Annotated in this window: 8 protein-coding genes; 4 read left to right on the plus strand and 4 right to left on the minus strand. The window is 39.8% G+C overall.

Going from position 1 to position 13,760, the window contains the following annotated elements:
* Positions 1 to 24 precede the first annotated feature (24 nt).
* Both ACST14_RS02220 and ACST14_RS02225 read right to left on the minus strand, forming a co-directional pair.
* Positions 25 to 477: a GNAT family N-acetyltransferase gene (locus ACST14_RS02220; protein ID WP_459460124.1), complete on the minus strand. Its 453-nt coding sequence runs from the start codon at positions 475 to 477 to the stop codon at positions 25 to 27.
* Positions 458 to 1,417, minus strand: a complete 960-nt coding sequence (locus ACST14_RS02225) for a PhoH family protein (RefSeq protein WP_459460126.1) — start codon at positions 1,415 to 1,417, stop codon at positions 458 to 460. Before ACST14_RS02225 ends, ACST14_RS02220 begins: the two co-directional genes overlap by 20 nt.
* A 103-nt stretch (positions 1,418 to 1,520) precedes the next feature.
* Between ACST14_RS02225 and dnaB the strand changes: the two genes are divergently transcribed.
* Positions 1,521 to 3,113 (plus strand): replicative DNA helicase, encoded by a 1,593-nt coding sequence (gene dnaB, locus ACST14_RS02230; protein WP_459460128.1) that lies wholly within the window; start codon positions 1,521 to 1,523, stop codon positions 3,111 to 3,113.
* A 242-nt stretch (positions 3,114 to 3,355) separates the two neighbouring features.
* On the opposite strand, the gene rlmD is transcribed toward dnaB, so the two are convergent.
* On the minus strand, positions 3,356 to 4,774 hold the full coding sequence (gene rlmD / locus ACST14_RS02235; protein ID WP_459460130.1) for a 23S rRNA (uracil(1939)-C(5))-methyltransferase RlmD: 1,419 nt from the start codon (positions 4,772 to 4,774) through the stop codon (positions 3,356 to 3,358).
* 71 nt (positions 4,775 to 4,845) lie between these two features.
* Between rlmD and ACST14_RS02240 the strand changes: the two genes are divergently transcribed.
* Entirely contained in the window at positions 4,846 to 5,652 is an 807-nt protein-coding gene (locus tag ACST14_RS02240) for an SDR family oxidoreductase (protein WP_459460132.1), read from the plus strand.
* Positions 5,653 to 5,691: 39 nt separating this feature from the next.
* Here the strand turns inward: ACST14_RS02240 and ACST14_RS02245 are convergent, their stop codons facing one another.
* Positions 5,692 to 7,803, minus strand: coding sequence for a penicillin acylase family protein (locus tag ACST14_RS02245; protein ID WP_459460134.1), 2,112 nt, complete (start codon positions 7,801 to 7,803; stop codon positions 5,692 to 5,694).
* A gap of 103 nt (positions 7,804 to 7,906) precedes the next feature.
* On the opposite strand from ACST14_RS02245, the gene ACST14_RS02250 reads away from it, so the two are divergent.
* Positions 7,907 to 10,306 (plus strand): TonB-dependent receptor, encoded by a 2,400-nt coding sequence (locus ACST14_RS02250; protein ID WP_459460136.1) that lies wholly within the window; start codon positions 7,907 to 7,909, stop codon positions 10,304 to 10,306.
* Between the two features lie 8 nt (positions 10,307 to 10,314).
* Positions 10,315 to 13,668, plus strand: coding sequence for a HEAT repeat domain-containing protein (locus ACST14_RS02255; RefSeq protein ID WP_459460138.1), 3,354 nt, complete (start codon positions 10,315 to 10,317; stop codon positions 13,666 to 13,668).
* The last annotated feature ends 92 nt before the right edge of the window (positions 13,669 to 13,760 follow it).

The following is a 13,760-nucleotide window of genomic DNA, read 5'->3' on the forward strand; positions in this document are numbered from 1 at the left end:
AGAATAGAGACTAGCGACTGACGACTAGTGACTAGCGACTGATAACCCCATCGCTTGATGCACAATATCAGCCTCTATAAACGTTTCACCATAAGCCTGAAAGCCCAAAGACGAATAAAGTGGCATGACGCTCACTTGTGCATGTAAATAAAAATAAGAGCAATCTGGATAGGCCACAGATGCTTCGGCCATAAGGTGATTAACCACAATAGAAGCATATCCTTTGCCTCTAGCTGATTCTAAAGTAGCAATACGTTCTACTTTAACCCCTTTATCCGTTTTTCTATACCGACCAGTAGCCACTGGAATATCACCCTCAAACAATAAATAATGTTTAGCCACCGCATCTAATTCATCAAATTCTTCTGAGGGAAGGCATTTTTGCTCCTTGACAAAAACTTCGGTACGAATCTCAAAAACCTGATCGATTTCTTCTGGAGAAATGGCTTGAATGACCCTATTTGTCTTGCTTTCCATAGGCTTCAATGATTTTACGCACTAAACGGTGACGCACCACATCGGATCCATCTAATTCAACAAAAGAAATTCCGCTAATGCCTGTAAGTATACGTTCCGCTTCACCCAGGCCTGAGGTTTGATGTTTAGGCAAATCAACTTGTGATTTATCACCTGTAATGATCGTCTTAGACTGAATACCCATACGAGTCAAAAACATCTTCATTTGCATTGAAGTAGTGTTTTGGGCTTCATCTAACAGAATAAATGCTTTATTTAGAGTTCGACCACGCATATAGGCCAAAGGCGCAATTTCAATCGTTCTATTTTCTAAATAGAACTTTAATTTATCGGGCGGAATCATATCATCCAACGCGTCATAGATAGGGCGCAAATAGGGATCAATTTTTTCTTTCAAATCCCCAGGCAAGAAACCCAAGTTTTCACCGGCTTCTACTGCAGGACGTGTAATGATAATTTTTTTAACTTCTTTATTCTTCAGTGCCTTCACCGCAAGGGCAACTGCCGTATAGGTTTTACCCGTACCTGCGGGCCCTATGGCAAAAACAATGTCATTCGTGGATGCAGATTCGACCAGTTTACGTTGATTAGGAGTTTTGGCCTTAATAACGATTCCTTTATTGCCAAAAAGAAGCACGTCTTTATCCTCCACCCAGGGTTGTTCCGATTCTTCACCTGTGGGGTTCAGAACGGCATCAATATAGGCCTGCATATGTTTTTCAGCAAGCGTATGATGTTTGTCCAAATGAGCCACACAAGAATTCACAATAGCTTCCACTAAGGCAATTTGATCATTCGATCCCCGGACGGTTAATTGCTCGCCTCTAGCAATGATTTTTGATTGTGGAAAAGCGTGAATCAATAAATTGATATTTGCGTTAGCAACGCCTAAAAAGTCAATTAAAGAGACCTCTGAGAGGGAAATTATTTTTTCTAACAAGTAAAAATGGGTTTAAATCGTACAGAAGTAAAAATAGGAAATTCTTGAAATTTTATATCTTCCTTTATAATAAAATTTTGAAAATTTAACGTAAAATTGTGGTATGGAATCTAACACCCCCTCATCCATTTATAAAAAAGGAAATCAGTCTGCTGGTATTCGTACACAAACAGGTCCCACTCGTTTGAGCGATTTGGGTTTAGGAAAATTACCTCCACAAGCTGTAGACCTAGAGGAAGCCTTAATAGGTGCCTTAATGTTAGAGAAAGAGCCTTTAGCTAATGTCATCGAGATACTAAAACCGGCTACCTTTTATAAAGAAGGTCACCAGTTAATATTCGAGGCAATACAAGGTTTATTCCAAGCGTCACAACCAGTTGATTTATTAACGGTTAACAATTATCTGAAGCAAAATGGCAATTTAGAAAAGGCAGGCGGAACGAGCTATCTAGCTCAATTAACCTCGCGTGTAAGTTCCACTTCTAACGTTGAATTCCATGCTAGAATCATCATTGAACAGTATTTGAAGCGCCAGCTCATCCAAATATCCTCTGAAATCCAACGCTTATCCTACGAAGATACATCTGATGTTTTTCATTTATTAGATAAGATGGAGCAAGAACTTTTCACCATAGCTGAATCCAATATCCGCAAGAACTACGAGAGTATGTCGGATATTTTGAAAAAGGCAGTGGATGAATTAGAAAAGAAACAATTACAAAAAAGTGGCTTAACAGGTATTCCATCAGGATTTACCGACCTAGATCGCCTAACGTCTGGCTGGCAAAGACAAGAATTAATCATTATCGCCGCACGTCCTGGTATGGGTAAAACGGCCTTTGTAGTTTCGGCATGCCGAAATGCTGCGGTTGATTTTGGACATTCAGTTGCCTTATTTTCACTAGAAATGAGTGCCGTTCAATTAGTGAATCGTATAATCTCAGCTGAGGCAGAGATCGAAGCAGATAAAATCCGTAGAGGTAAATTAGAGCCACATGAATGGCAACAATTACACACGAAGATTAATAAATTATTTGAGGCAAATATGTTTATCGATGATACTCCTGCCTTATCTATCCTAGAATTAAGAGCAAAGTGTCGTCGTTTAAAAGCCCAAAAAGGCATAGACCTTGTCGTTATCGATTACTTACAGCTTATGACTGGGGATAGCTCAGGTAAAGGGGCTAGTGGTAACCGGGAACAAGAAATTGCTCAAATATCCCGTGCATTAAAGCAATTAGCTAAAGAACTCGATGTTCCAGTAATTGCTCTTTCTCAATTAAATCGTTCTACGGAGACCCGTGGTGGCAATAAAAAGCCGCAATTATCTGACCTTCGTGAATCAGGTGCGATCGAGCAAGATGCCGATCAGGTTATGTTCATCTACCGTCCAGAATATTATGGAATAACGGCAGATGATCAAGGAAACTCCATCACAGGAATGGGGGAGATTATTATGGCTAAAAACCGTTCAGGCTCACTCGAGAATGTTTGGCTGAAATTCATCGGTAAGTTCACGAAGTATTGTGACTTAGATTTCCAACCATTCTCAAACAACAAAGAAGGAGGTAATTTTGACCTGAGTGCTTTAGGTGACCAAACCTCTGCTTTCGAATCAGGAAATGATAATGTTTTCAAAGGAAGTAAGATGAATTTACCACCAGAGGATTATGATCCTTTAAACACTCCGTTTTAAAAATTGCTAAAGCAATTTTTAAAACTTAAAGCTCAAAGCTCAAAGTTCAAAGCACAAAGTTCAAAGTTCAAAGTTCAAAGTTGGATTCGCCTTCGGCGATACATTTCTGAAATACAAAAAGGGCGATATATCGCCCTTTTTGCTTCTATATTTATGCTTTATGCTCTATTCTTTGTGCTTTAAGTAAATTTGTGCTTTTAGTAAATGCGTAGCACAATTTCAGAATCGCTTAATGAATTAAATTATGCTCTTAATTTCAACCTGACAATATTCTCCACATGATGCGTCTGCGGGAACATGTCCACTGGATGAACAACGTCTACTTCATAAGACACATCTAATAAGGCTAGATCACGAGCTTGTGTGGCCGGATTGCAACTTACGTAGACAATGGTTTTAGGCAAAACTTTCAAAATTTGAACTACTACATCTTCCTCCATACCGGCGCGCGGAGGATCCGTAATAATTACATCAGGTTTGCCGTGAATGGCTATGAATTCCTCCGTTAAGACTTTTTTCATGTCGCCTGCAAAGAAGGTGGCATTCTTAATGCCATTTAATTCAGCATTAATACGGGCATCTTCTACAGCCATTTCGACGTATTCGAGTCCCACAACTTTAGATGCATACTTCGCTAGAAATAAACCTATAGTTCCGGTACCCGTATAAAGATCGTAAACCACTTCATTACCCTGTAAATCAGCGTATTTGCGTACTAATTGATATAATTTGAGTGCTTGTTTAGCGTTTGTTTGGAAGAAAGATTTAGGTCCTATTTGAAACTTTAAATCCTCCATAGTTTCCACCATAAAGGTTTTTCCGTGATAACATATAACTTCTAAATCGTGGAAGGTGTCGTTTCCTTTTTGGTTTACCACATAATTTAAAGAGGTAATCATCGGGAATGTTAATTTCAAATACTCCATGATCAATTTGATTTCATCCTCCGTCGCATAGGCAAACTGAACCGTCACCATCCATTCGTCGGTTACCGTATTACGAATAATTAAATTACGTAAAGCACCTTCTTTTTGGTTTTTTAATTCATAATAGGAGATACCATTTAAGACCGAAAAATCACGAACTCCGTTGCGAATTGCATTCGACGGATCCGGTTGTAAATAACAATGGTCTACGGGTAAAATTTTATCAAAGCGGCCAGGAACATGGAATCCAAGTGCATTCATCGACCCCAAATCTTCTTTACCAATTTCATCTTCTGTGAGCCATCGCGCACAAGAAAACGTGAATTCTAATTTATTTCGGTAATAATAGGTCTCTTCCGAACCGAGAATCGGCTGAAATTCTGGAAGTTTCACTTTCGCGATACGAGTCAAATTATCTTTTACCTGACGTGCTTTGAAAGCCATTTGGGCCTCATAAGAAACGTGTTGCCACTTGCAACCACCACAAATACCAAAATGGGAGCATTTTACCTCCGTACGGTCTGGAGATAGGGCTTGAATGTTGATGGCTTGTGCTTGCTTGAATTTTTTCTTCGACTTTAAAATCCGTAAATCGGCAATATCACCAGGAGCAACCGGTCCTTGAACGAAAATCACTTCGTCATCTAATTTCACAATACACTTTGCTTCCGCCGCGTAGTCGAGGATTTTTACTTGTTCAATGACCTTAGGGGTCCGATCTTTTTTCTGGTTCATTTCTTGAAAATATGCGCAAAATTACGCTTTAAATGAGCAAAATTGTAACTTAGTCTGATAATTTTTAAACTATGAACAATCAAGTTGTTATCATCACGGGAGCATCATCGGGAATTGGAAAGGCTTTGGCATTTGAATACGGAAGAAAAGGTGCGCAAATTGTTATTACAGGAAGAAACGAGCAAAATCTGCTCGAGGCTGAAACTGTATTAAGGAAAGCTGGAATTAAAGCCAAAGGTATCGTCTGCGATTCCGCCTCCGAAGAACAAACGCGTGAAATGGTAGCAACTGTGATACAGCTTTTTGGCCGTATCGACTTATTGATTAATAATGCCGGTATATCGATGCGATCTATGTTCGAAACAGTGGATCTACAAGTGCTAAAACAAGTGATGGATATTAATTTTTGGGGGACGGTATACGCCACCCATGCTGCATTGCCTCATATTAAGGCCGCAAAAGGAGGAATTATCGGTATTTCATCCATTGCAGGATATAGAGGTCTTCCAGTTAGAACGGGTTATTCCGCTTCTAAATTTGCTATGAATGGATTTCTAGAAGCCTTAAGAACTGAATTATTAGAGACAGGTGTTCATGTATTAATTGCTTGTCCCGGATTCACGGCATCTAATATCAGAGCCGCCTCTTTAAATAGTGAAGGAAAAATTACCGGAGAAAGTATGCGAGATGAAGGCAATATGATGTCAGCAGAGGAAGTGGCGACTAGAATAGCTGATGCTTATCAAGCGAAAAAGAAGACCTTAGTTTTAACATTCCAAGGAAAATTAACGGTATTCTTAAACAAATGGATGAATGGATTTCTAGACAGAATGGTCTATAATACGTTGAAAAAGGAGAAGGATAGCCCCTTAAAATAAAGCTCCCCTCTTTGTCTTTGGATAAAAATATACAAAGATTTAAGGATGATAGGAACTGACTACATGCTTCATTACATCGCTTTTGTAAAAATAAACTTCTTTAAATTTACCTTCGGAATAATTCTTTCCTTGATCAAAAAAGTGAGGGGAGGACGGATCCCCATTTTCGCCTCCTGCTAAAAGCGAATAGGCTTTAATTTTAGGTCCAAATTCAACTGCTGCAATAAAGCTATTTCCATTCACCCCATACCACTTTTTCGAACCTTGAATCGAACGACTGGTATAAGAAGGAAGCTGTCCCCAAGCAGATGAAGCAAATGGAACGGAAAAACTAGGTTTAGCATCATCCATCTGAAAGACATCTCCATTCGAAACGCGTTGAAAACGATTTAATTCCCCCCAGGATACTCGCCAGGTCCCAAAATCCTTTTGTAGATCCACCATCACCTCCCGTAATGCTTGAAGCATTTCTTGTTTAGAACCAGATTCAGCATATTTTTCGATGTTCTGAACCACATCCGTTTCACCACCAAATTGCATGGCCTTAGGTATTTTAGGCATAATTTTCTGTCCCCAGCGAATGGCTATTGTTTGGGCAATGGAAGAAGTGGATGCAGTATAATCCCAAATTTTCAACTCTTGAGCCACTTCTACCAAATCCAATTCACCTGCCATTGCTTGTAATAGCGATGGAATCAAAACTTCGAAAGCCATCAATCGACGATCGTATCCTAATTCAATCAATCCCGAAAGATCTAATTTGCCTGTTTGAGAGAACAATCGAACTGCGTTACGATCTCTGAAATTCTCACCATCCGGAGCCATGTAAATGGGATAATCCACTCTTTTCGGACTTGATATACCTGAAACGGTGAAAGGAGTGGAGTTACAATTCTGAATCCAACCTGAAGCCGGATTATAGCTATGTACAATCTCATTTAGAAGATGAAGTCCTCTCCAATCGTTTTTCGAAGAAAAACCATCTTGAGGAACACCCCAATCTTGCGCTCCATTTCTACGAGGCACATAATTTCCGTGCCAATAGGCTATATTTCCCTTATTATCCGCATAAACGGTATTGTTCGAGGTATTAGCCCGCATCTCCATAACTTGCTTAAAGGAGTCAAAACCGCTTGTCTTTGTACGCAACCAACTTTGCATTAAACTCTTTCTAGCCCGATTATACGAACGCACGGAAATCCAATGGCCATTTCTAGCCGCTAAAACAGGACCTCGATGATTATAATAGGTTTTAATTTTTCTGGAACCAAGCGTGATCCATTTCGTCTTAAATGGAATCCATTTCCCATCTAATTGATATTCCATCGTACCCTGATTATCTCTTGTGGTTTCGATGTAAGCATCCGCCACATCTACCTCGGATGAGGTATGCATCCAACCATTATACGGATTAAAACCTTGATAGATAAAGAATTGCCCCCACGTAACAGCGCCATATACTGATAAACCTTCTTCACTAACCACATGAACTTCCGGTCTAAAATAGAACGTGACATGGGGATTAATGTAAAAAAGGGAATGGCCAGATTTAGAGAGGGAAGGACCTACAGCAAAGCCGTTAGAGCCTGTTAATTTCTCATCCGGATTTTGGTATTTTGCACTAGCTACCTGTTTAGGTAAACCGTAAAATAGTGCTGTTTCTTGTTCTGTCACGTCCCCGGTAGAAATGGCACCGATGGAACCATCAGTCCATAATAGAGGAAACCAAGGCTCGAAATGGTTGATTAAACGGGGTTTTACCTCTGGATGCTTCAGTAAATAATAGTTAATCCCGTCCGCATAGGCATTCAATAATTTTTTAAGCCAAAGCGGACTGGTTTTGTATTCGTTTTTAGCCTCTGTCTCATCAATTAACAGTTTTATATATAGATCATAGGCGAGTTCTTTCTCACCTTTCACCTCTGACATTCGGCCTAGTTTTTCAATATAATTCATCTCCACACGCGCAAAATCATCCTCACATTGTGCATACATAAGACCAAAAACTGCATCTGCATCTGATTTACCATAAATGTGCGGAATGCCCCATTCATCACGGTAAATAGTCACCCGCTTAGCTTGAGCATCATACGGATTAGCTTGCATGATGTGTGCTATTAAAAGTAAAATCAAAGGGAATAATTTTTTCATAGCTTGGTGTTGAGAATCTAAAAATAAGAATAAATCGGGTCAGGAGGGTATAAACTTTATAAAATTGTCTTTCTATCTTACAAGATAATTCTAAACCTAGTATATGAAAATTTTTCGGCTCCTCCCGATACTAATTCTATTGTGTTCATCCAGCTTAATTGCCCAAAATAAAGTTAAAATTCAAGGGGAGGTCAATGTTCCTTTTTCGAGCATTCGTCTCTTTAAAGGTGCGACGCTTGTGACCGGAACAATCGGGAATGACAAGGGTAAATTTAGCTTAGAAATAGCTCCAGGTGTCTATGATTTACTGATCGAAAGCATTGGTTATGAGCCTCTTAAAATGGCTAATCAGTCATTTACTTCCTCCGTTAATTTAGGAATGATTTCAGTAAAAGAAAGTACTCAGACCTTAAATGAGGTGGTAGTTAAGGGCCAAAAAGCCTCCATGGAATTAAACTTAGATAAACGAATATTTAATGTAGGGACCGATTTAGCGAACAAAGGGGCGACGGCTGCTGAGATTTTGGGCAATTTACCTTCGATACAAGTGGATCCAGAAGGAGCAATTAAACTGCGCGGAAGCGATAATGTTCGAATTTTGATCGATGGAAAACCATCTACTTTAGCAGGAATAAATGGTTCGTCGGGTTTACAATCCTTGCAAGGAAACTTAATCGACAAAGTCGAAATCATTACAAATCCATCCGCTCGTTATGAGGCGGAAGGGATGGCGGGTATCATTAATATCGTTTTAAAGAAAAACCAAAACCAAGGTTTTAATGGTGCTATCGAAACAACGACGGGATATCCAGAGAATTTTGGGGGTACAGCCATCGTCAATTACCGAAAGAACAAATTCAATTTCTTTCTCAATTATGGGGTATTCTATCGCAGAACACCGGGACGAAATACTATTTACCAAGAAGTCTACACAGGAAAACAAACCAATTTCTTAGAACAACGTTCCCAAAATAATGTCAACGGTTTAGTTAACAATCTGCGCGGTGGGGCAGATTATTTCTTTAATGATAAAACGATTTTAACTGCCTCCTATATCTACCGACGCACGGATGTACGACGTATAACGGACTTTTATTACTTAGACTACCGTGGGAATTTATCCAATTTGTATAGTGATACGTATCGACAACAAGATGAGAAAGAGGCGGAACCTAATGGAGAATATGCCTTAACTTTTAAGAAAAATTTCGCAAAAAAAGGGCAGGAATTTACGGCTGATTTACGCTATTTAGACTATTGGGAACGATCTGATCAATTATATACCCAAAATGGGAAAAAACCTGACGGGTCTGCTTTCTCAGAACTATCGAAGGTGCAAAAAGCCCTAAATGACGAGTTTGAAAGACAATGGATATTGCAAGCAGATTATGTAAATCCGATCGGTAAAGACGCGAAGATCGAAATGGGCCTGCGGACAAGTTTTCGTGATATGATTAACGATTATATCGTAACAGAAAAACAAGCATCAGGGGAATTTACAGTTATGCCTAACCTTCGAAATGTGTTTAATTATCAGGAAAATATCTCAGCTGCCTACTTTATTTTTGGCAGTAAAATTCAGAAATTCTCTTATCAATTTGGACTAAGAGCGGAGACGACAGATATACAAACTGAACTTGAGTTGACTAAAGAGAAAAACCCAAGAAACTACGCCAATTTGTTTCCAAGTGCCCATTTTACCTATACCATAACACCCGATAATTCTTTTCAGTTAAGTTATTCTAGGCGGGTGAGACGTCCTACTTATAATGATTTATCACCTTTTGTCACACTTTCAGATAACCGAAATTTCTTCTCCGGTAATCCAAATTTGAATCCTGAATTCACAAATTCGTTTGACTTAGGGCACTTGAAATATTTCGATAAGGGGAGTATTAGTTCCTCGATTTATTATCGCCAAACAGCTGGAAAAATTGAACGTATACGAACAGTGGACAGCTTAGGTTTTTCAAGGACTTTGCCAGCAAATATATCCGATCAACAATCGATGGGTATCGAAGTGGCAAGCTCCTGGAATTTCACTAAATCCTATAAGGCTGACCTAAGTGTTAACGCCTTTAGAGCCATTGCAGATGCTTCTAATATAAATGCAGCCTTTAAAAGTGATACCTATTCCTGGTTTGTTCGACATAGCTCTCGCATTAAAATCGGAGTCACGGATTTCCAAATAAGAGCTAATTATGAAGCTCCGCAATTAACACCACAAGGTTCGCGAGGATATATGGCCTGGATGGACTTGTCCGCTTCTAAAGACATAATTAAAGGAAATGGTACACTAACTTTAAGTATTTTAGATATCTTTAACTCCAGAATTAATCGCTACGAATCACGGTTTTTAGAACCTCGAGATGGATCAGGATTCTTTACCCGCGGTGAATCGCAAGGACGTTTAAGATCCGTTAATTTGACCTTTAACTACCGTTTCAAAACCACCAAACAAGCGGCTAAACAACGTCGCAGTATGATGGATGAAGAAAATTAATACACCATATGAAAAAATTATTTCTCTATTCTAGTGTCATCTTTAGCATCGCAGCTTGCAGCAAACAAAGCAAAGACGATACCTACAAAATCATTTTAGTAGATCAAACTAAGGTTTCACAGACCGCAAAAGCCATCAAGGACAAACAACCCATCAAGATCATACCCGGTCTAAAAATTGATTTATGGGCCTCCGATTCTCTTCTACAAGACCCAGTAGCCATAGCGGTAGATGATCAAGGTGCTATTTTTGTCAATAGTACGAACCGAAATAAAGCCTCCGAATTTGATATTCGTGGCCACCGGGACTGGATGACGGAATCAATCGGCTTCCAAACAGTAGAAGATAGAAGAGCCTTTTTACGCCGCAATTTTGCCCCTGAAAACAGTGCAAAAAATACCTGGTTGCCAGATATGAACGGTGATGGATCCCATGATTGGTTGGATTTAAAGGTGGAGAAAGAAGAAATCTATAAAGTAGAGGATTTGAATGGTGATGGCTATGCCGATCAATCTACCCGTGTTTTTAATGGGTTTAATGAAGAAGTTACCGACGTAGCTGGGGGCTTATTAGTCCGTAAAAAAGATGCCTTCGTAGCGATAGGTCCAGATTTAATGCGCTTAAAGCACAATAACGGTCAATGGAAAGATCCGCAATCTATATCAACGGGTTATGCGGTACACATTGGTTTTGGAGGACATGGAATGTCCGGTTTAACAGAAGGTCCAGATGGAAAAATCTACTGGCAAATAGGGGATATTGGTGCTAATATCACCGCAAAAGACGGAAAACAATACAAACACCCTAACTCTGGGGTTATCGTAAGATCGAATCCAGATGGATCTGAATTTGAGGTATATGCGAGCGGATTGCGTAATACGCACGAGTTCGTTTTTGATAAGTATGGTAATTTAATTAGCTCAGATAATGATGGGGATCATCCGGGTGAAAGTGAGCGTTTAGTGCATGTGGTGGAGGGTTCTGACGCTGGATGGCGTTCGAACTGGCAATATGGTAAGTATACGGATCCGCGCAATAATTCCTACAAAGTATGGATGGATGAAAAATTATTTATTCCTCATTGGGAAGGCCAAGCAGCCTATATTATTCCACCGATTCGCAATTTCCATAACGGACCTACTGGAATGCTTTGGAACCCTGGTACGGCTTTAGGAAAGCGCTGGACAAATAAATTTTTCTTAGTTGAATTCGTAGGGAATACAAACAATTCACATATCTGGAGTTTTGATTTAAAACCAAAAGGAGCTTCGTTTGATTTCAATTCAGAGGAAGATGTTATCAAAGGAATTCTTCCCACAGGCATACGTTTCGGTCCTGAAGGTGCTTTGTATGCCTCAGATTGGATCTTTGGTTGGGATACGAAGAACTACGGACGTATTTGGAAGATTGATGTGGAGGATAAAGAGAATGATTTAAAGGCAGAGCGGGAACAGACGAAAATATACATTCAGCAGGATTATTCGAAACAAAACCTGACTCAATTATATGACCTTTTATTCTATGCTGATCAACGCGTTCGCTTAAAGGCACAATTTGAATTAGCCGAAAGAAAAGCGTCAGAAATTTTCTTAAAAGCGGTTCAGCAAAAGGAGAATCAACTAGCCCGGGTACATGGCATTTGGGGATTAGGCCAAATAAAGGCTGCATCCGCTATTCAGCCCTTATTAACGGATTCGGATGAAGAAATCATAGCACAAGCTGCAAAAGTTTTAGGCGATCTTTTTGATGCCTCAGCTGAAGATAAACTCATTCCATTAGTGCCATCATCTAATCCGCGAGTGTCCTTTTTTGCGTCACAAGCCTTAGGTCGAATTCAATCCGAAAAGGCGATTCCTGCGTTATTAAAACAAATTGAAACGAACGCGGATAAGGATTTGTATATCCGTCACGCAGCTGTTTTGGCTTTAAGCAGAATAGGAAAAGCAGAACCCTTATTAGCTTTACAAAAATCGCCCAATCGTTCTTTACGAATAGCAGCTGTGCTTGTCTTGCGACGTTTAGCGCATCCTGGAATCCAGGCTTTCTTAGCTGATTCGGATGAATATATTGTGGCAGAAGCGGCTAGAGCAATTAATGATGACGAATCCATTCCTACGGCTTTAGCAGCTTTAGCGGCCACTTTAGCAGACACACGATTATCAGACCCGGTCATTATACGTCGTGCGATTAATGCTTGTTTACGAGTAGGAACGGCAAAAGAAATTGATTTATTAGTAGCGTATTCTGAAAGAACTGGAATTCCTGAGCCATTGAGAGCAGAAGCGATCGCTACTTTGGGGTCATGGGCTAATCCATCTGTCATGGATCGGGTAGATGGACGCCATAGAGGGGCATTAGATAGAAATCCAACCGATGTAATTGCACGTATTCAGCCAAAAATTTCCTCGTATTTAGCTTCAAAAAATCCGGATGTATTAATTGCTACTTCTAAATTGATGACTGATTTAAACCTAAGCATGTTTAATGAGCTTAGCTTAAAAATCTTCCAATCAGATACGAGTTCAAGAGTGAGAGCGGCTATGTTAACTACTTTGTCAGAACTCACAAGTTCAGGTCTTGCCCCCATATTAGAGAGGGGTATCAGCGATACGAGTAAAAAAGTGCGCGGAATTGCCCTCAGTTATTTAAATAAAATTGAATTAAATGCGGCGCAATTGCCTGCCATTACAAAACCCATTTTTGAGAAAGGTTCGGTGTCTGAGCAACAATTATTATTACAAAGTATGGCCAAGATGAAACCTGCAAATACAGGAGCCATTTTAGCTGATTTGATCCAACAAATGGTAGATAATAAACTACCTGTGGGCGTTAAATTAGACCTAATGGAGGCAGTAGAAGCTAGTAATGAAGAAAAGCTAATCGCAAAACTAGATGCATTAAAGGTGAAAGGATCCTTGACAGATGAATTCAAAGAAGCTTTATACGGTGGCTCCATTACAGAGGGGCGAAATGCATTTAATTATAACTCCACCATTCAATGCGTTCGTTGTCATAACGTAGGTGGGGAAGGAGCTACAGTAGGTCCAAACTTAAAAGGAGTGGCGTCAAGATTAACTAGAGAGCAACTTTTACAAGCTTTGATCGAACCAAGTGCGCGCATCGCTCCTGGATATGGCACGACTACCTTCATTTTAACGGATGGACAAGAGGCGATTGGATCTGTCATTTCGGAGACAGCGGAAGAAATTCAATTAAAAACCAATGATGCCGAACCCTTGAGAATTCCGGTGGCGCGCATTAAATCTAGAGAAAATCTGCCGTCTAGCATGCCTCCGATGGGTAGTTTAATGACAAAGAGAGAAATTAGAGATGTAGTGGAGTACTTATCTTCACTTAAATAATAGTCCGGAGGGAATGAGTCCGGAGGGAATGAGTCCGGAGGTCTATTCTTCCTACGGACTTCGGACTTAAGACTCCCTACCTACTAATAAAC

This window comes from Aquirufa sp. A-Brett2-15D (genome assembly GCF_054558735.1).

Coding starts and splice junctions, on each gene's coding strand:
- ACST14_RS02220 (WP_459460124.1), bottom strand. CDS start 477: ATGGAAAGCAAGACAAATAGGGTCATTCAAGCCATTTCTCCAGAAGAA.
- dnaB (WP_459460128.1), top strand. CDS start 1,521: ATGGAATCTAACACCCCCTCATCCATTTATAAAAAAGGAAATCAGTCT.
- rlmD (WP_459460130.1), bottom strand. CDS start 4,774: ATGAACCAGAAAAAAGATCGGACCCCTAAGGTCATTGAACAAGTAAAA.
- ACST14_RS02240 (WP_459460132.1), top strand. CDS start 4,846: ATGAACAATCAAGTTGTTATCATCACGGGAGCATCATCGGGAATTGGA.
- ACST14_RS02245 (WP_459460134.1), bottom strand. CDS start 7,803: ATGAAAAAATTATTCCCTTTGATTTTACTTTTAATAGCACACATCATG.
- ACST14_RS02250 (WP_459460136.1), top strand. CDS start 7,907: ATGAAAATTTTTCGGCTCCTCCCGATACTAATTCTATTGTGTTCATCC.
- ACST14_RS02255 (WP_459460138.1), top strand. CDS start 10,315: ATGAAAAAATTATTTCTCTATTCTAGTGTCATCTTTAGCATCGCAGCT.